Origin of the sequence: Cyclobacterium amurskyense (genome assembly GCF_001050135.1) — a bacterium.
Lineage (GTDB): Bacteria > Bacteroidota > Bacteroidia > Cytophagales > Cyclobacteriaceae > Cyclobacterium > Cyclobacterium amurskyense.
In genome coordinates this window covers 3,767,987-3,792,178 of record NZ_CP012040.1, presented here as the reverse complement: position 1 = coordinate 3,792,178, position 24,192 = coordinate 3,767,987, and the positions used below count along the sequence as shown (strand labels likewise).

At 39.2% G+C, this 24,192-nt stretch carries 21 protein-coding genes; 10 read left to right on the top strand and 11 right to left on the bottom strand.

Annotation, left to right across the window (positions count from 1 at the left end; translation table 11 throughout):
- Positions 1-119 precede the first annotated feature (119 nt).
- From CA2015_RS15615 to CA2015_RS15610, 3 genes are all read left to right on the top strand, one after another.
- Entirely contained in the window at positions 120-3,257 is a 3,138-nt protein-coding gene (locus CA2015_RS15615) for an efflux RND transporter permease subunit (RefSeq protein WP_084011818.1), read from the top strand.
- Positions 3,244-4,455, top strand: a complete 1,212-nt coding sequence (locus CA2015_RS25070; RefSeq protein WP_084011816.1) for a TolC family protein — start codon at positions 3,244-3,246, stop codon at positions 4,453-4,455. Before CA2015_RS15615 ends, CA2015_RS25070 begins: the two co-directional genes overlap by 14 nt.
- A gap of 81 nt (positions 4,456-4,536) precedes the next feature.
- Entirely contained in the window at positions 4,537-5,598 is a 1,062-nt protein-coding gene (locus CA2015_RS15610) for an efflux RND transporter periplasmic adaptor subunit (RefSeq protein ID WP_169786488.1), read from the top strand.
- Positions 5,599-5,971: 373 nt separating this feature from the next.
- On the opposite strand, the gene CA2015_RS15605 is transcribed toward CA2015_RS15610, so the two are convergent.
- Positions 5,972-6,544 (bottom strand): TlpA family protein disulfide reductase, encoded by a 573-nt coding sequence (locus tag CA2015_RS15605; protein WP_048642733.1) that lies wholly within the window; start codon positions 6,542-6,544, stop codon positions 5,972-5,974.
- A 115-nt stretch (positions 6,545-6,659) separates the two neighbouring features.
- On the opposite strand from CA2015_RS15605, the gene CA2015_RS15600 reads away from it, so the two are divergent.
- Positions 6,660-7,100 carry a hypothetical protein gene (locus CA2015_RS15600; protein ID WP_048642732.1) on the top strand — a complete coding sequence of 147 codons (441 nt, stop codon included), beginning with the start codon at positions 6,660-6,662 and terminating at the stop codon, positions 7,098-7,100.
- Between the two features lie 5 nt (positions 7,101-7,105).
- Here CA2015_RS15600 and CA2015_RS15595 read toward each other — a convergent pair whose 3' ends face one another.
- From CA2015_RS15595 to lpdA, 6 genes are all read right to left on the bottom strand, one after another.
- Entirely contained in the window at positions 7,106-8,368 is a 1,263-nt protein-coding gene (locus tag CA2015_RS15595; protein WP_205749773.1) for a replication-associated recombination protein A, read from the bottom strand.
- Positions 8,369-8,412: 44 nt separating this feature from the next.
- Entirely contained in the window at positions 8,413-9,447 is a 1,035-nt protein-coding gene (locus CA2015_RS15590; RefSeq protein ID WP_084011814.1) for a threonine aldolase family protein, read from the bottom strand.
- Positions 9,447-9,902, bottom strand: coding sequence for a DUF2721 domain-containing protein (locus CA2015_RS15585; RefSeq protein ID WP_048642730.1), 456 nt, complete (start codon positions 9,900-9,902; stop codon positions 9,447-9,449). The genes CA2015_RS15590 and CA2015_RS15585 overlap by 1 nt, the downstream gene beginning before the upstream one ends.
- 208 nt (positions 9,903-10,110) lie before the next feature.
- Positions 10,111-10,950, bottom strand: a complete 840-nt coding sequence (locus CA2015_RS15580) for an anti-sigma factor (RefSeq protein ID WP_048642729.1) — start codon at positions 10,948-10,950, stop codon at positions 10,111-10,113.
- Positions 10,950-11,483 carry an RNA polymerase sigma factor gene (locus CA2015_RS15575; protein ID WP_048642728.1) on the bottom strand — a complete coding sequence of 178 codons (534 nt, stop codon included), beginning with the start codon at positions 11,481-11,483 and terminating at the stop codon, positions 10,950-10,952. The genes CA2015_RS15580 and CA2015_RS15575 overlap by 1 nt, the downstream gene beginning before the upstream one ends.
- A 56-nt stretch (positions 11,484-11,539) precedes the next feature.
- A complete protein-coding gene (gene lpdA, locus CA2015_RS15570) occupies positions 11,540-12,937 on the bottom strand; it encodes a dihydrolipoyl dehydrogenase (protein ID WP_048642727.1) in 1,398 nt (465 codons plus the stop codon).
- Between the two features lie 218 nt (positions 12,938-13,155).
- Here lpdA and fabG point away from each other — a divergent pair, with 218 nt between their 5' ends.
- The 6 genes from fabG (at position 13,156) to CA2015_RS24620 (ending at position 18,763) form a co-directional block, all read left to right on the top strand.
- Positions 13,156-13,902 (top strand): 3-oxoacyl-[acyl-carrier-protein] reductase, encoded by a 747-nt coding sequence (gene fabG, locus CA2015_RS15565; RefSeq protein WP_048642726.1) that lies wholly within the window; start codon positions 13,156-13,158, stop codon positions 13,900-13,902.
- 247 nt (positions 13,903-14,149) lie between these two features.
- Entirely contained in the window at positions 14,150-14,491 is a 342-nt protein-coding gene (locus tag CA2015_RS15560; protein ID WP_048642725.1) for an iron chaperone, read from the top strand.
- Positions 14,492-14,577: 86 nt separating this feature from the next.
- On the top strand, positions 14,578-15,411 hold the full coding sequence (locus tag CA2015_RS15555) for a sulfurtransferase (protein WP_048642724.1): 834 nt from the start codon (positions 14,578-14,580) through the stop codon (positions 15,409-15,411).
- A gap of 540 nt (positions 15,412-15,951) precedes the next feature.
- On the top strand, positions 15,952-17,499 hold the full coding sequence (locus CA2015_RS15550; protein WP_048642723.1) for an AbgT family transporter: 1,548 nt from the start codon (positions 15,952-15,954) through the stop codon (positions 17,497-17,499).
- A gap of 97 nt (positions 17,500-17,596) precedes the next feature.
- Positions 17,597-18,361: a serine hydrolase gene (locus CA2015_RS15545; protein WP_048642722.1), complete on the top strand. Its 765-nt coding sequence runs from the start codon at positions 17,597-17,599 to the stop codon at positions 18,359-18,361.
- Positions 18,362-18,439: 78 nt separating this feature from the next.
- A complete protein-coding gene (locus CA2015_RS24620) occupies positions 18,440-18,763 on the top strand; it encodes a four-helix bundle copper-binding protein (protein WP_084011810.1) in 324 nt (107 codons plus the stop codon).
- A 253-nt stretch (positions 18,764-19,016) separates the two neighbouring features.
- On the opposite strand, the gene CA2015_RS15540 is transcribed toward CA2015_RS24620, so the two are convergent.
- The 4 genes from CA2015_RS15540 to CA2015_RS15525 all read right to left on the bottom strand — a co-directional run bounded on the left by CA2015_RS15540 (position 19,017) and on the right by CA2015_RS15525 (position 23,975).
- On the bottom strand, positions 19,017-20,015 hold the full coding sequence (locus CA2015_RS15540) for a GRP family sugar transporter (protein WP_048642721.1): 999 nt from the start codon (positions 20,013-20,015) through the stop codon (positions 19,017-19,019).
- Between the two features lie 124 nt (positions 20,016-20,139).
- On the bottom strand, positions 20,140-21,144 hold the full coding sequence (locus CA2015_RS15535; protein ID WP_084011809.1) for a nucleoside hydrolase: 1,005 nt from the start codon (positions 21,142-21,144) through the stop codon (positions 20,140-20,142).
- Positions 21,145-21,188: 44 nt separating this feature from the next.
- The gene (gene rbsK, locus CA2015_RS15530; protein WP_048642720.1) at positions 21,189-22,100 is read right to left on the bottom strand and encodes a ribokinase; all 912 of its coding nucleotides are present in this window, start codon (positions 22,098-22,100) and stop codon (positions 21,189-21,191) included.
- Positions 22,101-22,727: 627 nt separating this feature from the next.
- Complete coding sequence (locus CA2015_RS15525) at positions 22,728-23,975, bottom strand: IS4 family transposase (RefSeq protein WP_262485602.1); 1,248 nt, start codon at positions 23,973-23,975, stop codon at positions 22,728-22,730.
- Between the last annotated feature and the right edge of the window lie 217 nt (positions 23,976-24,192).

Here is a 24,192-nt window from a genome sequence, read left to right as displayed (position 1 = left end):
AGAAAGCCTTAAGCAACCTTAAAGCCTTTCTTTATTATTTTTACTTCAACAAAACTGAAGAAAATTTCAATTCTGAACTTTCCATTGAAAAATAAGACTTCGCAGGAACAATCAATAACATGTTAGATAAAATTATAAGATGGAGCGTAGGAAATAAGCTTCTAGTATTTATTTTTATTTTAGGACTAATCGGATTTGGCAGCTTCTCACTGACCCAAATACCCATAGGTGCAGTGCCTGATGTGACCAATAATCAGGTGCAGGTTATCACCACTTCAAGAAACCTCTCCACAGAAGATGTTGAGAAATACCTTACCTACCCTATAGAACTGGAGATGGTTAACCTTCCTGGGGTTCAGGAAATACGTTCTATATCCAAGTTTGGCCTTTCTGTAGTAACCATTGTTTTTGATGACAATATGGGTACCTACCTTCCACGGCAATTGATCGCAGAAAAAATTAAGTCGGCGGAGCAAAACATCCCATCAGATTTTGGCAAGCCATTTATGGGGCCGATTTCTACTGGCTTGGGTGAAATTTTTCAGTATACCGTTGATGTTAAACCTGGTTTTGAAAAGCAATATTCATTAACTGAACTTCGAACCATTCAGGATTGGGTCGTAAAAAGGCAACTTTCCGGCATAAGTGGTGTCGTGGAAGTCAACACCTGGGGTGGTTACCTGAAGCAATATGAGGTAGCAGTAAACCCTGAGCGTTTGAAAGCAATGAACATAGACCTTGCAGAGGTATTTAAAGCCCTGCAAGAAAACAATGCTATAGCAGGGGGAGGCTATATAGAAAAAACCAATGAATCCTATTTTATTAGAGCGGAAGGACAGACCAAATCACTTGAAGAAATCAGACTGATCATTGTAAAGAGCAGAGATGGTCATCCAGTTTATATAAGAGATGTGGCAGAAGTGAGGTTTGGTCACGCCAATCGCTTCGGAGCCATCACTGCCAATGGACAAGGGGAAAAAGTCCTTGGACAAGTAATGATGCTAAAAGGGGCTGATTCCAAAGCTACAATTGAACGGGTCAAACAAAAACTAGTTCAAATTGAATCAACGCTACCTGAAGGGATAGTGGTAAACGGCTTCCTAGACAGAAGCAATTTGATAGCTAAAACCACCTTTACCATTGCAGAAAACCTAATCTTAGGTTGTTTGATTGTTATTTTTGTAGTGGTTTTACTGCTGGGAAATTTTCGGTCAGGGCTTGTGGTTTCTTCTGTTATTCCTTTAAGCTTGTTCTTTGCCTTATCCATGATGTATGTTTTTGGTGTAGATGCCAATTTAATGAGCCTCGGGGCCGTGGATTTTGGGATTATTATTGATGGGGCAGTGATAATTGTAGAATACATTGCATTCCAATTTACTCAAAAATACAGTGAATTAGCGGGTCATTCTGGAGCTGTTTCCCAAAAAGAAAAGGATCGCATTGCCATTGAAAGTGCTTCCAAAATGATGCATAGCGCCGTATTTGGTCAGATTATTATCATCATCGTTTTTATCCCTATTTTATCTTTATCTGGCATAGAAGGTAAAATGTTTCGCCCGATGGCTCAAGTATTTAGTTTTGCCCTGATAGGAACAATGCTTCTAGGACTTACCTATGTTCCTGTCATGTCATCTTTGTTTCTAAAAGTTGTAAATCCTAATAAAACCAATTTTACAAGCCGCCTATTAAACGCCATCAACAAAATTTACCATCCCGCAATTACCTGGGCTATGGACAATAGAAAAGTAGTATTGGGTATTTCTACAGCTATTTTGTTAGCTACTTTCTGGGTCTTTTCTAGAATGGGCGGTGAATTTATCCCCACGCTCGATGAGGGGGACTTTGTGATCCAACCGGTATTAAAAACGGGTACAACACTCACCAAGACAATAACCATTACCACCGAAATGGAGAAAATATTGCTAAAATTTCCCGAAGTGGATCAAGTAGTGAGTCGTATAGGTGCCGCAGAAATCCCTACTGACCCAATGTCTATGGAAGAAAGTGACGTCATCATCACCTTAAAACCTAAAAATGAATGGATTACGGTGGAGACTAAGGATGAACTGGCAGCAGCTTTTAAAGATTCTTTGGCGGTAATCGCAGGTTTAGAACTGGAATTTACCCAACCAATAGAAATGCGTTTCAATGAGCTCATCACAGGTGTGAGGGCAGATTTGGCCATCAAAGTTTTTGGAGAAGACCTAGAGATATTGAATGATAAAGCGCAGGAAATAGGCGCTGCCATCTCAGGTGTATCTGGGGCAGCTGATATTGTGGTAGAAAAAACAGCTGGCTTACCCCAAATGAAGGTCGAATACAACCGCGTAAAAATTGCAAAATATGGGTTAAATGTCAATGAGCTAAATGACCTCCTGACCATGGGTTTTGCCGGAAAAACTGCCGGAACAATATTTGAAGGGGAAAAGCAATTTGACCTTGTGGTCAGGTATGGAGAAACCTACCGACAAAACCTCGAAAACATCAAAATGGCCTCTGTCAATTTACCCGACGGAAGCTCTCTGCCCCTTAGTGAATTTGCAAAAATCTACCTAGACAAAGGACCGGCAAAAATATCAAGAGATGGCTCCCGGAGAAGGGTGGTAATAGGTGTAAACGTAAGAAACAGGGATTTGCAATCTGTGGTAAAAGATATCCAGGCCATTATTCAAAAGGACATTGACCTCCCAGAAGGCTATTTCATTGAATATGGAGGACAATTTGAAAACCTTAACAAGGCAAAAGACAGGCTTATTGTAGCCGTTCCGATTGCATTGATTCTGATATTCCTCCTCTTGTACTTCGCACTTTCCTCGATCAAAGAGGCCATAATGATCTATACTGCCATTCCTTTTTCTACAGTTGGCGGTATAATGTTGCTCTATTTGCGGGACATGCCCTTTAGCATTTCTGCTGGTGTAGGCTTTATTGCCCTTTTTGGTATTGCAGTTTTAAACGGCATTGTCCTAATAGAGCATTTCAAAGAATTAAAACGACAGTCCACAGAAAGTTTAAGGTCACTCGTCATTCGAGGAACAAAAGAAAGGCTTAGACCCGTTTTGCTGACTGCTTCAGCTGCTGCCCTTGGCTTTTTACCCATGGCCATATCTACCTCCGCAGGAGCTGAAGTACAGCGTCCGTTGGCAACTGTAGTTATAGGAGGGCTGATCTCTGCCACCCTGCTAACTGTTATTGTCCTCCCAGTACTTTATACCATGTTTCATCCCAATAAAGAAGAAAGCAATGAACCATCCTAATAGACCGCTATTGCTTCTTATTTGTCTGGTCTTACTTTTGCCTGCTGTAGTTTTCGGGCAAGGAAAGTCAATCGACTTAAAAGAAGCCATGGAACTAGCATTGAAAAATAACCGAAAACTCAAGGCAACAGCTGAGAAAGTAGCGGCATCAAAAGCAATGGCTGCTGCTGGATTCAATATTGACAAAACGCAAATATATTACAGGCATGATCAGAACGATATTGCTGAAAATGGATTTTCCAATAAGGTTTTTGGCATAAGCCAAAATATGCTTTTCCCCACCATCTATGGAAAACAAAAAAGTGTTTTTAAGGACATGGGAGTGATGGAATACCAACAGTATTTGGTCAATCAAAATCAACTAAAAAAAGAGCTGTCGCAAACCTACTATACCATTGTGTATTTAAATGAATTGGCAAACAATTACTTTTTTCTAGACAGTTTATACCAGCAATTTTCCAAAGCTGCCGATAGAAAATTCGAAGTTGGAGAGACCAATTACCTGGAAAAACTTACTGCTAAAAGTAAAAAACGGGAACTGGAAGTATTACTATCACAAACTCGGGAAAGAAAAAATCAAGCCTATTCCAAACTGGCGCAACTGATACAATCGTCACAGGATTACCGCATTACAGAGCAAAAACTTACTCCATTGTCATTAGTTGCATCGGATTGGCCTCATCATCCTGGAGTAGCGTATTTTGAACAAGCCGTAGGATTCAGAAAAAATAGCCTCTCGTTAGAGAAAAGCAAGTTGTTACCTGATTTACATGCGGAGGTTTACAGAGGAACAAATAGTGGCCTAAATGCACAGGTATATCCCGGAGTAATGGTTGGAATTTCGGTTCCCCTCTGGTTTGGGGCCCAAAAGGCCAAGATTAGTGCCAGTAAATATGAACTGTCCCAGGCAAAATTTGAATTGGACAATTACACTTACCAATTGGAAAAAAAAAGGGAGCAACTTGAAATTGAGCTGAAAATCTATCAAGAGTCCATTTCTTTTTACAATCAGGAAGGCAAGCGGCTCGGCCAGCAAATGCTGGAACAAGGAAACCAATCCTTCCAAAATGGTGAAATCGACTTTTTCCAATTTGTTGTTCTCTTGGAAAATTCACGATCCATTACCTTGGATTATTTAAATAATCTGCAACAATACAACATGACCGTCTTGGAAATCAATTACCTAACAAATCCTTAAATAATGAATACCCTGTATAAAAGCTTGACCTTTTACTGCGTTTCGGTAATCCTGTTTTCTTGCGGAAACCAAAACACTGAAATGGAATCAACCCCTAATGAAGAAATAGGACCTTCCGATATTGTTCTCTCTCAGGCCCAATATGAAAATGCCCATATGGAATTGGCCCCATTGAGTGAACATGACTTCAGCAATCTAGTCCTGGCCAATGGACTTATTGATATTCCACCTGAGGGTAGGTTTGAGGTAAGTGCTTATTTTGGAGGTAAAATAATACAATTTGACCTATTGAAAGGGCAAAAAGTCGTAAAAGGCCAAACCCTGTTTGTACTCGAAAATCCAACTTTTGTGCAGATGCAGGAAGATTATCTGGATGCCAAGAGCCAACTTGACTTTCTTACTTCGGACCTTGAAAGACAGAAGTTGCTAAGTGATGAAAACATTACTTCTCAAAAGTCCTTTACCAAATCGGAGTCGGAATACAACAGTACACTAGCCAAAGCTGAATCATTAAGGAAAAAGCTGGAAATGCTTGACATTCCGATCAAAAATTTAACCCCAGCCAAAATCACTTCAAAGGTAACGATCAAAGCCCCTATTTCTGGATTCATAGAGTCTATTAAAGTAAATCAAGGAGCTTTTTTAAATCCTTCAGATATTGCATTGACGATCATGAGTACAGCGCACATGCACATAGAATTGAATATTTTTGAACAAAATGCCAGTTCCCTCAAAAAAGGACAATCGGTCACCTTTTACCTTCCTGATAACCCTACTCAAAAATTTGAGGCAGAAATATTCTTACTTGCCCCTTCTATCAATGAAAACAGGGTATTGAATGTTCATGCCCATTTAAAAGATGAAAAAAATACCCTAAATCTTGTTCCTGGAATGTATGTAGAAGCTCAAATTGAAATTGATAAAACTAGGCAGGCAGCTTTACCCATTGCTGCATTAATCAATTCGCATGAGCTCAATTATGTACTTTCATTGGCTAAAAAAGAGGGCGACATGTATTACTTTGAAAAAAAGGAGGTTACGATCTCTAATATGGACAATGAAATGGCAGCCATTATTTTTGAAACAGCTCCTAAGGAAGGTACTCTATTTCTTACTAAAGGAGGATTCCAACTGATTAAATAGCAGATCCATTAACCTAAAATAGACCAATTTAGTAGCAGAAAAGGAACTTTAAGTAGTATCAATCTGCAAATGCTATTTTAGGGAAGGTCATTGCAATTAGAAGGATTAAGATTGTAAGCAGAAAAAACACAATTGAGGGTCAAAGGAACAGGGATGTAAGCTGAAGGAGCGCGATTGTAGGTCGAAGGAACTGAGATGTAAGCAGCAGGAATGCAATTGCAGGTCGAAGGAACCGAGATGTAAGCGAAAGGAATTGAATTGTAACGCGAAGGGATTTAAATGTAAGTTGAAAGATTTAGTTTGTAATTGTTTACAAACTTTTTTGGTTCAAATTCTATTACGTCAGGTAAAGTCGAAAAAATATTGCTTTTGCTTATAAGCCCAATAGGAAATCCTGGAATTCCTGGGTGTTGAAATTGCTCATTCCTTCCTGATAAAAAACAATCTCACCTTCAGGACTTACCACCAATGTGGTAGGAATTGCCTGGCTTTGCAAAGAGGAATTTAAACCATAAGCAGCATGGACAATTGGAAAGGAATACTCCTTTTCTTTCACCAATTTTATACTCTTATTAAAATCATCATCCAAAGCAATCATCAAAAACACCAAATCTTCCTCCCCATTTACCTTGTCGTACAAATCAGATATATGAGGCATTTCAGCCCTACAAGGAGGACACCAAGTGGCCCAAAGATTAATAAAAAGGGTTTTGCCTTTGTATTGAGATAGCCCTACCCTGTCGCCATTCGTATCTACAAATTGCCCGGCATAATTGAAAGTCTGCTTTTCTTTGTTCTCCAGGGTAACTTTAGGCTTTATCAATCCTGTGGATAAAACCATTGATTGTACCCCTCCCATGATTGGGGTGATAAGGCCTGTGAAGTAAAGGACACCAAATATCCCCAACATTATCCCCCAACTTTTTATTTCTTTTCTCCAATTCATCTGTATCAATTTTATGTAAAAATAAGATCTGTTATTTATGTAATTGGTGACAATTCTCACCTTAAAATTACCGAAACAATTAGGACTTTCTTACCTTTGTACTAAAACGAACCCAATGAAAACAAAGTTATCTATTACCGCTATTTTTGCCATTTTATTAATATTTAGTGCATTCAAAGGAAATGCCCAAGTGCATGTAGGCGTCTATCATGGGGGTATTTTAAGCCATATAGGTGTAGGAACTGATCCAGAAAAGAAAATTTTCGGTGAAGCACGTGTGCTTGCAGGTGGGGTCATAAACCCATTCCTAGGAGTTGAGGCTCTGGGACATTATAACTTTCGCCAAACCGATTGGTACAACCTGCACGGGGGATTAATGTTGGGATACACAGAGATCACAGATGTGCAGGCTGGAATACCATTGGGCTTAAGTTTAAAACCTATAACCACCCACCGTCAGTTTTCTTTACTTTTAGAAGGAGGGCCTATATACGCTAATCACTTTAGTTTTAGAGCATTGATAGGAGTGCGCTATACCTTGAGCAAGGAATACTAATAGGTTTAATACCCGTATTTCTTTCCCCAGAGCTTTTGAAGATTTTTCCTCAAATCATTCTCTCTGGCATTGGCACCAGGATCATACAACTTGGTGCCTTTGATCTTGTCTGGAAGAAATTCCTGGAGTGCAAAATTATTTTCATAATCGTGTGAATACTTGTACGCTTTCCCGTAGTTCAAGTCTTTCATCAGCTTGGTAGGGGCATTGCGCAGGTGAAGTGGGACAGGCAGATCTCCTTCCTGTTTCACTATTGCCTGGGCTGTATTGATAGCCATATAACTTGCATTGCTTTTGGCTGAGGAAGCCAGGTAAGTAACACATTGGGACAAAATAATTCGGGACTCAGGATAACCGATTACATTTACCGCCTGAAAGCAATTGGTTGCGAGCAAAAGTGCATTTGGGTTGGCATTGCCAATGTCCTCGGAAGCCAGGATTAGAAGCCGCCTGGCGATGAACTTCACGTCCTCTCCCCCCTCTATCATTCTGGCCAGCCAATAGACTGCGGCATTGGGATCAGATCCTCTGATAGATTTTATAAATGCAGAAATGATGTCATAATGCTGTTCTCCTGATTTGTCATAAAGTGCTACTTTCTGTTGGGCTACCTTCATGACCATGTTATTTTCGATCACTATTTCTTCCTCCTTAAAACTGTCTATGACAATTTCCAGCAGATTGAGCAGCTTCCTTCCATCCCCTCCGGATATGCGGAGCAGGGCATCAGTTTCTTTGAGAACAACCTTTTTCTTCTTTAGAACAATGTCTTTTTCCAATGCCTGATGCATCATCGCCTCAAGTTCTTCCTTGCCCAATGGGTTGAGTGTAAAAATCTGGCACCTTGAAAGCAAAGCAGCGTTGACCTCAAAGGAAGGATTTTCTGTGGTAGCGCCAATTAGCCTGATCACTCCTTTTTCCACAGCTCCCAACAAAGCATCTTGCTGTGATTTATTGAACCGATGGATTTCATCAATAAATAGCACTACCCCAAGCTGGAATTTGGCTTTTTGGATCACTTCCCTAATGTCCTTCACCCCCGAACTAACCGCACTAAGGGTATAAAAAGGGGCCTTTACCTCATTGGCGATAATATTGGCTATGGTCGTTTTCCCCACTCCAGGAGGGCCCCATAAAATCAATGAAGGAATAGAACCTGATTTGATGGCCCTGTGAAGAAATGTATTGGGTCCAGACAAATGTTCCTGCCCGATCAATTGATCCAATGCTGTTGGCCGCATTCTTTCTGCCAAAGGGGTCTGTTCCATAATGTTTATTTTCTAAATATTAGGTATAGTATTTATACACAAATTTATTTTTTCCAAAGCTTTAATCTGCTTTCAAAGGCATCTAAGTGCTGGTCAGTGAAATCCATATGGGTAACCATCCTGATCTGATCTGTCCCGAATTTAACCGCCCAGATATTTCTTTCTGTAAGTTCTTCTAAGAAGGATTCCGGGCTAATTTGTTCCAATCGTGCAATAACAATATTGGTGGAAACGGGAAGAATCTCTTTGACGAAAGGAGTCTCTTGCAAAATAGCAGCAATGGCCTTCGCTCTTTCATGATCATCCTCCAGCCTGAAGATATTATGATCTAGAGCATATATTCCTGCAGCGGCAAGCATGCCCGCCTGTCTCATACCTCCACCTAAAGCCTTCCTGATTTTTCTAGCCCTCTTTATATCTGCTTGACTTCCCAATAGCACAGAACCAACCGGGCAACCCAATCCTTTACTCAAGCATATGGAAATGGTATCAAACATTTTACCCCATTCAAAAGGTCGTTCTCCGGATTTAACAAGGGCATTAAATATCCTCGCTCCATCCATATGAAGTTTCAGCCCGGTCTCTTTGCAAAGTTGTCTAATAGGCCTTATCTCCTCAAGTGTATACACACTTCCTCCACCCTTGTTCATGGTATTTTCCAAAGATACCAAAGTAGTTTCTGGCAGGTGATCATCATCAGGATTGATGACTATTCGAATGGATTCAGCGTCAATTTTACCGAACCCCCCATCCAAGAGCTTTACCGAAGCTTGGCTATTGGACATAATGCCACCCCCTTCATAGAGGTATATATGGGAAGATTTATGACAAATAACCTCTGTTTGAGGTTTTGTGTGCAATTTTATGGCTATCTGATTGGTCATGGTACCGGAAGGACAAAATAAACCCGCTTCCATACCAAAAAGTCCCGCCAACTTGTCTTCCAAAATATTTACCGTAGGATCCTCACCAAACACATCGTCACCCAAACCGGCATTCAGCATGGTTTCCTTCATCCCTTGCGTTGGCAAGGTCAGGGTATCAGACCTAAGGTCTACCCTCAAATTATTGTCCTTCATCAATCCTTATTGTTTTTTTGATACATTTGCCCAAAACTTGTACGGGTTTTCTTATTCAGGAGATCTTCAATATCCGATAGTTCAATATTGAGTGCGTTGTTCGATATTTGAATCTCTGCCAGAGATATGCCCAAAGAGATCAATAAGCAAAGCATGCTTGCCATAAACACCCAATTAGCGGCAGTATCAAAATCCTGATACAATAAAAACATACAAATAACACATAGAAAAAAACTAATAACCCCATAAGTTTGCATGTTTTTTATCATGGTTAACCTTTTCTTTAGGTTTTTGATTTGACCAATAATGACATCCTCTTCCATGCTGTCTTCCTTGTATTCTTTGTGAAGCCCTCTTATTAAGTTTGCCATAGCTAAAAACCTGTTGGTATAGGCCAACATCAGTAATGTGATGGCAGAGAAAAGTAAAGCAGGTGTAGACAATGTTAGCTCCATATTTATAATCTTTTAAAAGTTTAGCAAAATCAGTTTTTAGGTTTACCAAAACCAGACCAAAATCAGAAAATTCTTTTTGAATTCGGCTATGTTTTCTTAGATCTCTCAACTGATCCATAAACCTGCCATTGACAAGCCTCAATTTAAACTAAAATAAAAACCCCGTCAAATCAATGACGGGGTCCGGTATATATTTTAGGTAAATATTCTAGGAAACTTCTCCTAAGACCACCAGTTTCTCGAGTGTAGGACTTTCACTTCCTCCTTTAGGCTCTATCGTGATGGCAAAAGCTTGTGCACCTGAAGCAGTGTTCATGGTTTGCAAATCAATTCTTCTACCAGGATTAACCAAGCCAATACCAATTGGTCCTTCCTCTCCTATTACCCAGAGTTGATAATCGTTTTCTTCATCTAGGGCTGCCAATTGGTTTACAGAAATTAGCACTTCTTTGCTTTCTTTATCCCAGAAAACATCTACCAAGGCATCTTCTTGCATAGGAAAACCCTCACCTTTCATAGGTATTTTCTCGAAATTCCCTGTGATGAATTTCTCCATTCCAGTATCTAACGATTTCAATTTTACCTGATTGGCATTTACTTCTTCAGCGAGTACCCCATTTTGCTGTAATGATATTGCCAACCTTTCTTCAGCATCTGAATACTGATTGGCGTAATATATGGCTACAGATACGGAAACAAGGGCTACTACCGAAGCGGCAACAGCAAAAGTTTTCCATGGATTGCTATGTGGCACTTCTTTTTCAATTCTCACTTCATTCTGCAAAGGTTTTGCAGGAATATCTGTAGCGCTATGCTTTTTGTTCTCAGCTTCCAGGGTTTCAAAAATTTTATTTTTAATTCCACTGGATGGACTGATACCTGAAACTTCATCTATAGCAAGCATTGCTTCTTCAATTGCAATTATCTCCTGTTCAATTTCAGGGTACTTCTTTGCCATTGCAAGAACCTCTTGTTGTTCTGTCTCATTAAGATCTCCCAATACGAAGAGCTCCAATTTACCGGACGATATGTAGTCTTGGATATCCACTAGATTTTATCAGCTTTCAGTTTCAATACTTTGATGGCAGACCTTATCCTGGATTTCACAGTACCCAAAGGCAAGGAATACTCTTCCGCTACCTCTGTATGGGTATACCCTTTAAAGTAGATACATTCCATCACGAATCTTTGTTCGTCATTCAGGTTATCCATCAATTCTTTGACACCGATTCCGTCAACAGCAGCTGCTGTGCCGGCATCGTTCTCCATACCATATACGTAAGCATCTATCGTATTGGTCTTACTCTTCTTTGAAAATTCTTTCGAGCGGGTTTTATCTATAGCAGAATTCCTACAAATATTGGCCATCCAGGTATAGATTCGACCTTTACTTTCATCATAATTATCTATCTTATTGACAATTTTTATGAAAGCATCATGAAAGACTTCTTCGGCTATGTCCCGATCAAAAATGATCCGAGAAATTACACCAAACAAAGCTTTGGAGTATTTTTCATACAAATACTCCTGAACTTTGCTGTCTCTGGCTCTTAGCCCATATACTAATGCTTGTTCTTCCAAAAAGATTGTTGGTCAATATTTGACTACTACAAATTTTTATTTAACCTAGCTGAAATTTATAAATGTATCACCTCACCATAGGCTGCTGCAGCAGCTTCCATTACCGCCTCAGACATGGTAGGATGTGGGTGTACCGTTTTTATAATTTCGTGTCCGGTAGTTTCAAGTTTTCTTATAGCTACAATTTCAGCTATCAGCTCTGTTACATTATAACCGATCATGTGTGCTCCGAGTAGTTCACCATATTTCGCGTCGAATATAAGTTTCACAAAACCATCTTTGGCTCCAGCTGCAGAAGCTTTACCAGAGGCAGAGAAAGGAAATTTACCGACTTTAATTTCATATCCAGCTTCCTTGGCTTTGGCTTCAGTAAAACCAACAGAAGAGATTTCAGGAAGACAATAAGTACATCCTGGAATATTGCCATAATCAAGTGGTTCAGGGTTCTGTCCTGCAATGTTCTCCACACAGATGATCCCTTCAGCGGAGGCTACGTGAGCCAAAGCAGGTCCAGGAACAACATCCCCTATTGCATAATAACCCGGCATATTGGTTTTGTAAAATTCATCTACTTTAACTTTACCTCTATCCACCAATACTCCAACATCTTCAAGTCCACAGTTTTCCACATTAGACACAACGCCTACAGCGGAAAGTACTATATCGCAATCAATGTTTTCCTCACCACCCTTTGTCTTAACGGTGACTTTACAACCTTTTCCTTTGGTATCAACATTGGTCACCTCGGCACTGGTCATCACTTTGATGCCTTTTTTCTTGTATATTTTTTCTAGTGTCTTGGACACCTCTTCATCTTCATTGGGAACAATCCTGTCTAGGAATTCGACGATAGTCACTTCCACACCAATAGAACTGTAGACATAGGCAAATTCAACGCCTATAGCTCCGGAACCTACAACCACCATTTTCTTTGGAAGTTTATCCAAAGTCATGGCTTTGCGGTAACCAACAATTTTTTCATTGTCAATTTTTAAAGCAGGAAGCTCTTTAGATCTTCCACCAGTGGCGATTATGATATGGTCGGCACTGTATTCTGTTTTGTTGCCATCCTTGTCTTCTACCTCTACTTTTTTGCCGGGTTTGATTTTTCCCCAGCCCATCAATTTTTCAATTTTGTTTTTCTTTAACAAAAATTGAACGCCTTTGCTCATTCCACCGGCCACATCCCGGCTACGCTTGATCATGTCGTCAAAATTCACGCTCGCTTTTTCTACGGAAATACCATAATCGTCTGCGTGATTAATGTATTCAAATACTTGAGCGCTTTTTATCAAAGCTTTGGTAGGTATACAACCCCAATTAAGACAAATCCCACCTAGATCTTCTGCTTCTACTACGGCAGTCTTTAATCCTAATTGAGAAGCTCTAATTGCTGCTACATAACCTCCTGGACCACTGCCCAGAACAATGACATCGAATTTTGTTGAAGACATATTTTTAACTTTTGATTACTATTTTGCTATGCAAATTTATAATAATTAAGTTCAGAAAAAAATTTGGTTTTACATATAAAAGTTAATATAATTCCAATTTTTCCTAAGTCTGAGCACCGTTACTCAAAATGTGTGAGGAATGAATAAACTATTGGGTAGCCAATTTTTTATAATAAATAGCTATTTTTGAATTCAATCAAACAATAAAAACATTGACTATGGGATTACTTACAGGTAAAAAAGCCTTGGTAACAGGCGCTTCCAAAGGAATTGGCAGGTCCATTGCTATACGTTATGCTCAGGAAGGTGCTGATGTGGCCTTTACTTATTTGTCAAGTGTAGAAAAAGGAGAAGCACTTGAAAAAGAATTGGAAGCTTTCGGTATAAAAGCTAAAGGTTTTCGCTCCGATGCTTCAGATTTCGCAGCTGCTGATAAATTAATTGGCGATGTAGTGACATTTTTAGGTGGAATAGACATTCTTGTAAATAATGCCGGAATTACCCGAGATAACTTACTAATGAGAATGTCGGAAGAAAACTGGGATGAAGTAATCAATATTAACCTCAAATCCTGTTTTAATACCGTGAAAGCAGTAACTCGAACCATGATGAAGGCCAAAGCTGGTTCTATCATCAATATTACTTCCGTAGTAGGAGTTAGAGGAAATGCCGGACAATCCAATTATGCAGCTTCTAAAGCAGGAATTATTGGTTTCACCAAGTCTGTAGCATTGGAACTTGGTTCAAGAAATATCCGTAGCAATGCCATCGCTCCAGGATTTATCGAAACTGAAATGACCGCAGTTCTGGATGAAAAAACTGTTCAGGGATGGAGAGATGCCATTCCTATGAAAAGAGGTGGAAAACCCGAAGAAGTGGCTGATGCCTGTGTATTTCTAGGTTCAGACATGAGTACTTATATCTCTGGCCAAACACTTGAGGTAAATGGTGCCATGAACACCTAATTCAATCAAAATAATTTATAGCTTTTATGGCCCAAGGTAATCATCACCTTGGGCTATTTTTGTTTCAGGCTTTATGCTTTTCTTTTCTAATTAATGGGATAATCTTTATATTTATTGGCATTCCGAAAAAGTGAAAAACAACTTCAATGTGATGACCATCAACCAACCTAAAGGTTTTATGGAAAACAAGACCAACTTATCAAACAATAAATTTTGAACAAGGTATAAAAAATAGAGGATATAAAGCATGGATGATTATATCGCGAAATTCCCAATGGATGTAAGTGAGAAATTACAGCATTTGAGAGCCATCATTAAAAAGAATTGCCCCTTGGAAGCAGAGGAATGCATCAATTATAAAATGCCAACCTTTAAGCTCCATGGTAATCTTGTTCACTTTGCTGCCTACAAAAACCACATCGGTTTTTATCCTAGCCCCTCTGCAATCGAAGCTTTTAAAGGTCAGTTAACAAATTACACCTATTCGAAAGGTGCCATTCAATTTCCACTAGACAAGCCATTACCTTTAGAACTAATTGCAGAAATTGTTCGGTTTAGGGTGAAAGAAAACCTGGTAAAGAAAAAATAGAACCCCAAAATCTCTCTTGACCTCTCAACTTCCTAAAACAATCTAATATCATTGCCTTTAAAAAATTTACAATAAAATTAAACAGCATGATCAATCCTTTAATCAAACCGGAAGCTTTACACCAATTGGCCAAGACACAGAATTTGGTTTTAATAGATGCCCAATTTAGTTATTCAAATTATGAAAAAGAACACCTTGATGGAGCGATACATGTCAATTTAAACAAAGACTTATCCAATGTAGGAGAGAATCCTGCTCAAGGAGGAAGGCATCCCTTACCTTCTGCATCGGCTTTTGGGGATACACTTGGTAAATTAGGAATAAGCCCGGAAAGCCATGTAATCGTGTATGATGATAAATCTGCGGCCATGTCTGCTGCCCGATTTTGGTGGATGCTCAAAGCTATTGGCCATAAAAAAGTTCAGGTTTTGAATGGAGGCTTTCAGGCTGCCAAAATTCATGGATTTCCTGTAAATGATAAAATCCCTAACCCTCAACCCTTATCAGCTTACCTAACACAAACATGGCAGTTGCCAATGGCCGAACTGGAGGAAGTATCAACAGCTTCAGAAAAAGCTGGTCAGATAATTATCGATGTTAGAGAGGCCGAAAGATTCTTAGGAATAAAAGAACCTATAGATTTAATCGCCGGACATATTCCAGGAGCAATTAATTTACCTTTTTCAGAAAATCTTGATGAAAATGGATTCTTTTTACCTAAAGAAACTTTAAAGGAAAAATACCTAAAAACATTTAATGGTAAATCCTCAAACGATATTATTGTTCACTGTGGATCTGGAGTGACGGCCTGCCATACCCTTCTTGCCATTGCGCATGCTGGATTGAATAGCCCTAAATTATATGTAGGCTCTTGGAGTGAATGGTCAAGAAATGATTTACCCATAGCCCCCGAAAGGTAAGCTATGGATAAAATCAAAGACAATAGTTAGCCAAAATTTGTTGGTTTTGAATTCTATATCATCAGGTAAAAACCCATCACTTTTCATTCCTTGATAAGACATGAGTTCATTCGTATTGAGGTTCTGCAAGGTACTTGTCCAATTGAGTGAAAACTTTTAAAAACCCGTCAAACACTACTTCTCTAGCTTCAGCGCTTTTAGTTCTAAACCGAAGTGATTTGTTCAAATCTTACGGAAAGGTCAATTGGAAAAGTTCTTCCTGAGCTTTCCGTTCTCCTTTCCTGCATTTGATAATAAGTATCTTAAGCTCTGGTGATACACGAAAATTCATAATATATACTGAGCCTTCAATCAGGTGATGTTATTTCCTTTCTGGGAAGTTGTAGCGCCTCATATAATTGTGAAAAACAAACTATTGAAAACCTCCTATTTGATTAAATGATTGACCTTCAAGTAAAAGGAATCTAAAATCGATACTAATTCGGTTACTCCTCATCATTTTTCGATTTCTTTCTTATTTTTGAGGATAACCAAGCCCTAATGGAAAAGATAAGCACAAATAAAGGTTTACTTGATAGATTTTTAAACGCCATTGAAAAAGCAGGCAATAAACTTCCTGACCCTGCTGTTTTATTTTTAGGATTAATGTTGTTGACATGGTTGTTTTCGACCTTGTTGGCTCCTATTGATTTTGGAGAATTTGACCCCAGGACAGGGGAGAAATTGTTTATCCAAAACTTGCTCACAGGAGAGCGATTGGCAGATTTCCTGTCCCGAATGATCAGTATTTTTATCAATTTCCCTCCTTTGGGTGTGGTATTACTCGCCATGCTTGGCGTGGGGGTTGCGGAGTATTCAGGATATATCAATGCAGGATTAAAATACCTGTTGAGTTTCACACCTCAAGCTTTGCTTACCCCTATTCTAATATTAGTGGCCATTGTGAGCCATACCGCTGCTGATGCGGGATATGTACTGGTAATCCCTCTAGGAGGAATTATATTTTATGCTGCCGGCCGGCATCCTTTGGCTGGTATTGCTGCAACTTTTGCTGGGGTATCGGGAGGCTTCAGTGCCAATTTCATTCCGTCTGCTATTGATCCCTTGCTTCAAAGTTTCACCCAGTCTGCCGCACAAATAATTGATCCATCTATAACTTTAAACCCTTTAAACAATATCATTTTTACTGGTATTTCAAGTATTGTGGTGATAGGTGTAGGATGGTATTTGACAGATAAAATCATAGAGCCTCGGTTAAATCGAACCAACCCGGTAGACAAAGACCTATCTGACATACCTAAAATGGAGGATTTGAAACCAATTGAAAAGCGTGCCTTTAAGATCGCAAGCTCGGTAATGCTCTTGGGACTTATTGGTCTTTTTTTCTGGGCCTCACCAGTAGATTCCAGCCTGAGAAGTGAAAATGGAGAAATCACCTCTTTTGCGGCACCATTGATGCGCTCCATAGTGCCTCTGATTTTTTTAATCTTTTGGATTCCAGGAATTATTTTCGGATTCATTTCAACAAGCTATAAGTCTTCGACTGATGTTATTGCTTCGATGAGCAAGTCAATGGGAAGCATGGCTCACTATATAGTTATGGCCTTTTTCTGTGCCTTGTTTATTGATGCCTTTGCCCAATCAAACATCGGAGCCATGACTGCTTTAAAGGGTGCTGCTTTTCTCCAAAGCTTACAATTACCCTCTCAGGTAACCGTAGTAGGAATTATTTTTCTCAGTGCTTTTGTCAATCTTCTGGTAGGTTCGGCATCCGCAAAGTGGGCATTAATAAGCCCTGTATTTGTTCCTATGCTTATGCAATTGGGTATTTCTCCTGATCTTACCCAAGCAGCTTATAGAATAGGAGATTCTGTCTCCAATATTATAACACCATTACTTCCCTACTTTCCTTTGGTTGTGATTTTCTGTCAGAAGTATGTAAAAAAAACCGGAATAGGTACACTTGTTTCTATCATGTTGCCCTATTCTATTTACTTATTGGTTATTTGGACAGCATTTTTATTAATTTACTGGAGCTTGGGCATTCCATTGGGATTGCAATCCACCTATGAATATCCAGCAATGTAAATAAATAATCATGGTTCGGTTTAATTACTATTGTTACTATTTAATACTATCAAGCGTATTGCTATGCATAAGTACCAGTTCAGTTAAATGTCAACAATTGCTAAATGATTACTTATTAACCTTAGACGGTTCAGTTGAATTGTCATATATCATTCAGGATAAGGAAGGAAATGTCCTTTCTAAGTTGAATGCCGATAAAAAAATCCCTTCTGCCAGTATTATTAAAATCCCCTTACTGATTTACTTCATGCAAAATGTTGAAGAAGGAAAAGTCAAACTTAGCGATAGCTACCAACTGAAAGAAGCAGACAAAGTGGGTGGTTCCGGGAAATTACAATATAAACCAACTGCTTACCCTGCAACGTATGAATACCTGGCCAAGGAAATGATCCGAGTAAGTGACAATACGGCCACTAATATCCTCATTAGGAAGTTAGGGCTACAGCAATTTCAAGAATGGTTAAGAGAAAATGGATATAAAACCACTCAATTGAACAGGTTCATGATGGATTTTGAAGCCATTGCATTGGGTCAACAGAATTACCTAAGTGCAGAAGAAATGAACAGGCTATTACTCGGACTTTTGAATGGGCAGTTACTCAACAAAGCCTCCGCTTATCAGGCTATTGAATGGCTTAAAAATTGTGAGGATGACAATGCCCTCCCCCATTTACTTCCCGATGGAATCGCGGTAGCTCATAAAACAGGTACGCTGGAATATGTGCGGGGAGATGCTGGGATTTTGTATGGGGAAAAAACTATCGTATTGACTGTAATGGTAGAACACTTTTCCAATGTCGCAAATGCGGATAAAATCATTGCAGAAATAGGTAGGCTAGCTTACCAGGAATTTGCCCAATGAAGGGGGATTATTGTTTTTGAGGCACATTTTTTGTAAAAACAAAAACATGGGTAGAACAATAAACCAAACTATATAACCATGAAAAACGAAGCCTTAATTAAAACCTTAAATACCTGTGCAGATGCATGTAATCATTGTGCAGATGCTTGTCTTGATGAAGACAATATCGGTCACATGATTGACTGTATCCGAACAGATCGGGTTTGTGCCGATGTTTGTTCCTCCACTGCTAAAATTTTATCCATGTCCTATGGCCCAATTGATGAGCTATTGAGGTTTTGCGTCAGCGTTTGTACGAGATGTGCAGAAGAATGTAGTCAGCATGACCATGAACACTGCCAGGAATGTGCGAGAGCATGTACAGCTTGCAAGGAAGCCTGTCAAAATATATTAACGGGCTAAGTTCTGTTATACCAGAAATAATAATACCCTAACCAAGTATATTTTCTTGATTAGGGTATTACGTTCAATCCGCAAACCTTCCAGGTTTTGTTGATAATCAGCCTGCTGGTAAAATTAGGGGAGTGAAACCTGGAAGGTTTCATCTCTATAAGACCCAACTGAATAAAGAAATAGGCTGTGGATTTCAAGTATTAACTGATCTATATGTTTTTACTTTTGTCAGGAATTATCTTTCTAACCCATATACCAAGACTTATATTCCGGCATAAATAATAATAATGATCCCCACTATAAAGCAGGCAAACATACTTTTAAGCATGGTTTGGGTACTTGTTGATGCCCCTTTAAATTCTTTCCAAACGAATACACCCCAAAAGGCCGCCACCATGGTAGCACCTTGACCTAGTCCATAAGAGATGGCTGGTCCTGCTTGTTCTGATGCAATAATACTAAACGCCATACCTATGCACCAAATGGCTCCTCCGAGAACACCAACCAGGTGAACCTTAAAATTCCCTGCGAAATAATCTTTATAGGAAACGGGATCGCCATCAACAGGCTTTTTCATAAGAATTGTATTGAAAAGGAAATTACTGAGTAAAATCCCTAAAGCAAAAACAAACACAGCACTATAAGGAGTGAATTTTCCTAGGTCAGGGGATTGAAAGTTCAACGACATAGACTGCTGAACAAGGAAATAGAAAAAGGACATCAAAACCCCTCCTATCAAAGCCAACTTTATACCCTTGGAAACATTTTTAGCTTTGTCTTTGCTATTGTTTTTGTAAGCTTTCGCATCCAATACAATTGCTACCGTCACCAGAGCAACGCCTAAAAATAACAAAATTGGATCTCCCTTTTGCTCGGAAATAAAATTGATCAGCACGCCCAAAACTAAAGCCAGACCTATGCCCACTGGAAAAGCCACCGCCATGCCGGAAACAGAAATGGCTGCTACGATTAAAATATTGGCCAAGTTAAAAACCACCCCTCCAGCCAAAGCATTCCAATAGCTAGAAAGCTCTGCCTGGCTTAAGTCTTCGAGAAATGGCCTTCCCCCTTCACCAATACTTCCAAGGGTCAAACCAAAAACCAAAGAAAGCAAAACTATTCCCAACACATAATCCCAATAAAACAATTCAAATCTCCAATTTCCTTCGGCCAATTTCTGCGTATTGGCCCAAGAACCCCAACACAACATGGTAATAAAACAAAAGAAAACAGCAAGGGGGTAATCGTTGATTATATACATCAGGTAAATGTTTGGGATTATTTAATTTTTTTTTGATCATGTTAACTCAAATTCAGGCTAAAATTATCACATTTCTTAACCGAAATTGAGTCGACTAGGGTAATCTTATACCGTTTATTAAGGATCAAGGAGTAACAAGCACATAGTTTTCCATTCTGTCAAAAAAGTCTCCCATTATGGCTTCCTTGTTAAAGTTTTCCCAGATAAACACCTTCCTAGGGTTATCAGGTCTTTCTTGCCATTCTCCATCTACCAATATTGGAGCAGGGATTTCTTTCTTCTCAGCCCATGAAGGATCTTTAATAATTGCGATTGCTGCCATGTCATACAAGGGTCTTGTTCCTGCCTCATCATAGGTTTGGATATTGTTATACAGACTTACAGAATAATCTCCAAATCGATCAAATGAATCTCCATGTCTACCGATCACTGTTTTGTTCGCTAAAGGACCTTTACCTGGCATTATGCTATTAATTTCAGCCCTATTGGAAGACACTGCAGCTGTACCTGTTTCCTTCCCTCCTCTTACCAAGACAATTTCAAAAGGCACATCAGTATTCAGAATATAATTCATCGATTCCTCGTCATTGTCCTGATTGTATTCTCCAGCATATGGATAATTAGAACCCAACCACACAATCCTCACTTTGCTGGCTATGGATGGGTCCTTCTCTAAAGCAAGGGCAATATTGGTTAATTTACCTACGGGAAGAAGAATCAATTTCTCATCCGCCTCTTTATGTGCTTGTTCAATAATGAAGTCTACTGCTTCAGCACCATCAAAATCAGGTTGGTCCAAATTTGGTCTGATCTCCTGAAAAGATGCATCTGCACCCTTGTAAAGCGGCATGGACTCATAAACATTGCAAAGATCCATTACCCTTCTGGCTTCCTTGTAATGACCTTCAATATTTCCCCCACTTCTGGTGGTGTTAACTGTTATTCCTACTACGTCGAAGACATCGCCATTAAAGAATAAATAGGCCATTGCATGTTGATCGTCCAATTCATTATTGGCATCAGAATCCAATAAGACCCGGTGCTTTCCTGAATTCGTTTGTTTATGGCAACTGCTAGTCAGGATTGTAATGCCCATTACTAATAATAAGGCGAATAAAAGGTTTTTCATTTGGTGTATATCTTGAATAACTATTATAAATACGATATGGGAAATTATCCCTGAATATCTTTTAAAAACGGAATGGAAGCCTGAGCCCCATGTTTGGTCACTGACAAGGCGGCTGCTTTATTGGCAAAAGACACTGCATCAACCCAACCCATGCCTTTGGATAGGGCGGAAGCCAAAGCTCCATTAAAAGTATCACCGGCAGCAGTGGAATCCACCGCTTCCACTTCCGTAGTGGCCAAAGTTCCTGAGAAGTCTGGGGTCGATAGAAAAGCTCCGGCAGCACCTAAAGTAATGATAACAACTCTCACTCCTTTGTTATGAAAAAAATCAGCAGCATGCTGAGCACTTTCCTCACCGGTTATTTTAATCCCTGTTAAATACCGCGTTTCGGTTTCATTGGGAGTAATGGCATAAATATTCGCATACAGTTCATTAGACAGCTTTCTGGCTGGAGCGGGGTTTAAAATAACTTTTTTACCCAGAGATGTGGCTTTTTTCGCTACATACAAAACCGAGCCCAAAGGAATTTCTAACTGTAATAGCACAACTTCTGAGGCATTAATCAAATCTGCATTTTTATTGATTTGCTTAGTGTTTAAGGCTAAATTGGCTCCACCTGCAACCACGATGGTATTTTCTCCTGACTTGTCCACTACTATTTGAGCAACACCTGAGGGCAGTTTATTGTCGAGTACAACACCATCCACATTGAGCCCTTCTTTTTTGAAGTTTTCAATGGTTTGGTTACCAAAAAGATCATTTCCAAGTCTGGCAATGATCGCTACATGCCCACCAAGCCTGGCTGCTGCAACTGCCTGATTGGCACCTTTCCCTCCTGCATTTAAAAGAAAATTATTACCCAGTAATGTCTGACCTGGTAAAGGAAATTTATCAACCCCTATAACCATATCTGTATTGGCACTACCTACAACGAGGATTTTCTGATCCTGATCCATGTCTTTTTTAACTTTTCTGTCTTAAATCTAATGACAATAACTTAAAAATTGCACAGAAACATAAGTAAACGGAAAAAAATCATTTTAAAATATCTTATTTTAGAGAAAACAAGAAATTACTTAAGACCACGATTATTTCAATAAAAAAATTCTTTAGACTTTTAATTTAAATCCAAATGACTGCCCAGTCCTCATCACCTTAAAACAAACTCCTAGGTAATTCTGGAAGAAAGAATTCTCGTCCTTTTAGTAGGATGATCATTCAAAAACACCACTGACCTTACCATCATGGGGATACTTATATTAACGATGGAATCCTTTAAAACAGCGTTTCAACTAGTTTTAATAAAAATACTTTAGCTAGAAAAACAGACACCCTCCATTTAAAGCAGAGGGTGTCATTAAACCCGAAATACGCAATAGACAATCTATTACGTGCTGAAATCGCTTCAAAATCAGCCACTTCGTTGCTGTTTTCAATTCACCATAGCGGTGCTATGCTAAAATCTCCAAACAGCCTGATTTTCTTTCGATTGCAAAACTTCCCGTAAACATGGGACAGGCTTTACCTCTGACTATTGTCAGGGCGGAGAAATCCTATTACATAATCCGGGCAATGTCGTTTAGTTAAGGTTTATAAGTTATAAAATTACTGGGTCTGGCAGTATACCTTTTTATTCTAGGAACTGACCTGTTGGGCCGTATTATTTCAAGTTGAAGCAACAGTTTGAAAGCATAATCAGATATTTTTCCAATGATTTTGTCCATTCCTTGTTTGAGTTGATCAATTATAGATTTGGTTTTACGATACGCCTGGGTTCTGTTGATCTGATAAGTGTTTTTCCGTTTTTTATTACAGTAGTCAATCCCTTTTTTGGTAAGTGTTTTACTGAGAATGTTGCTCAAGTTGGCCCTGAGAATGATTCTATTAAAATCCTTGAGAACGGCCCTGGCCGTCTTTCCGCTCAGGTTTTCAAGTTCCGCCCTAGTTTTGAGTAGCTTGAAAGACTCTTCAACAGGCCATCTTTTCCTGTAGAGCTCACGTATTTCCTTGACAGGGTACTTCTTATGGTCAACTAGGTTGGTTATCAATATATGGTCTTCTCCTGATGCAATCGGTACCCGTACGAGCCTTAACTTGAGTGCCTCAGTAGGAATATTCCTTTCCCTACACCTGTATAAGGCCTCTTTGGAAGGGGACACCTCTATGATCTGCTGTTTTTTGGTAGATGCTAAAAATGCCTTTGCATGTTTCCATCTGTTTGCCTTTACCCTGATGACAAAGGATTTCTGTTGCTGAACCAATGAGGACATGAGCCAAAAGGCCGCATAAGCCCTATCCATTATAAGCAGGTCGCCCGGCCCTAGACAGGGAAGATGACTTTCACACAGAGCAAGTTCACTTGTCCTGTAATGTTTGATCTTGGCATCTATACTGATTTGGTTGAGTACATCGTAGGCTTGGGAAACACGGGCTAACACTACTTTTCTCCCGTTTTCAGTCCGGGTTTCGAAATGGCCAAAACCTTTTGCCAATTCTTTGCTGTAAGGAAGCTGCAAAGTACTGCCGTCGATACCTATAAGCCGAAAACCTTTCCATTTACGGATATGGCTGGCTTTATTATAATAAAAAGAACATTGTTGTTCATTGAGCCATGTAAACACCTTGGGGTTTAGTTTGGATCGTTGCTGACTGAATGCTCCTTTGGAATAGCTGACCGATTTGTCGGAAAAAAAATTATCAAGTTCTTGCTGAACACTCGATTTACCCAGGCCCAACATGAAGTAGATAAGATCTGTAAAACCCAAACACCGCTGACGAACAAACGCTGTGTTAGTCGTACGGAACCTATCGCGTGTTAATCCATTTTCTATATTGTTTTTTAATAGTTTTAAAAAGTCCTTCGAAAAGGAAAAGGACTTGATTGTTGTTAGATTATTTTCAAAAAAACTACGCTCCCTTTTCTTTCCTAAAAATAATAAAAATTCCTTAACTAAACGACATTGATAATCCGGGTTAAAAGCATATTTCCATTATAACAAATTCCATTTAATTCAGGGTAACAACTATTTTCTTATAAATAAAATTGTT

Excerpts from the sequence above, each read along its gene's own strand:
- rbsK (WP_048642720.1), bottom strand. The coding sequence starts at position 22,100 with ATGGATCAGGATCAGAAAATCCTCGTTGTAGGTAGTGCCAATACAGAT.
- lpdA (WP_048642727.1), bottom strand. The coding sequence starts at position 12,937 with ATGTCTTCAACAAAATTCGATGTCATTGTTCTGGGCAGTGGTCCAGGA.
- CA2015_RS15585 (WP_048642730.1), bottom strand. The coding sequence starts at position 9,902 with ATGGAGCTAACATTGTCTACACCTGCTTTACTTTTCTCTGCCATCACA.
- CA2015_RS15590 (WP_084011814.1), bottom strand. The coding sequence starts at position 9,447 with ATGAAGGACAATAATTTGAGGGTAGACCTTAGGTCTGATACCCTGACC.
- CA2015_RS15535 (WP_084011809.1), bottom strand. The coding sequence starts at position 21,144 with ATGAAAAACCTTTTATTCGCCTTATTATTAGTAATGGGCATTACAATC.
- CA2015_RS15540 (WP_048642721.1), bottom strand. The coding sequence starts at position 20,015 with ATGTATATAATCAACGATTACCCCCTTGCTGTTTTCTTTTGTTTTATT.
- CA2015_RS15615 (WP_084011818.1), top strand. The coding sequence starts at position 120 with ATGTTAGATAAAATTATAAGATGGAGCGTAGGAAATAAGCTTCTAGTA.
- CA2015_RS24620 (WP_084011810.1), top strand. The coding sequence starts at position 18,440 with ATGAAAAACGAAGCCTTAATTAAAACCTTAAATACCTGTGCAGATGCA.
- fabG (WP_048642726.1), top strand. The coding sequence starts at position 13,156 with ATGGGATTACTTACAGGTAAAAAAGCCTTGGTAACAGGCGCTTCCAAA.
- CA2015_RS15600 (WP_048642732.1), top strand. The coding sequence starts at position 6,660 with ATGAAAACAAAGTTATCTATTACCGCTATTTTTGCCATTTTATTAATA.
- CA2015_RS15560 (WP_048642725.1), top strand. The coding sequence starts at position 14,150 with ATGGATGATTATATCGCGAAATTCCCAATGGATGTAAGTGAGAAATTA.
- CA2015_RS15605 (WP_048642733.1), bottom strand. The coding sequence starts at position 6,544 with ATGAATTGGAGAAAAGAAATAAAAAGTTGGGGGATAATGTTGGGGATA.
- CA2015_RS25070 (WP_084011816.1), top strand. The coding sequence starts at position 3,244 with ATGAACCATCCTAATAGACCGCTATTGCTTCTTATTTGTCTGGTCTTA.
- CA2015_RS15555 (WP_048642724.1), top strand. The coding sequence starts at position 14,578 with ATGATCAATCCTTTAATCAAACCGGAAGCTTTACACCAATTGGCCAAG.
- CA2015_RS15550 (WP_048642723.1), top strand. The coding sequence starts at position 15,952 with ATGGAAAAGATAAGCACAAATAAAGGTTTACTTGATAGATTTTTAAAC.
- CA2015_RS15595 (WP_205749773.1), bottom strand. The coding sequence starts at position 8,368 with ATGGAACAGACCCCTTTGGCAGAAAGAATGCGGCCAACAGCATTGGAT.
- CA2015_RS15610 (WP_169786488.1), top strand. The coding sequence starts at position 4,537 with ATGGAATCAACCCCTAATGAAGAAATAGGACCTTCCGATATTGTTCTC.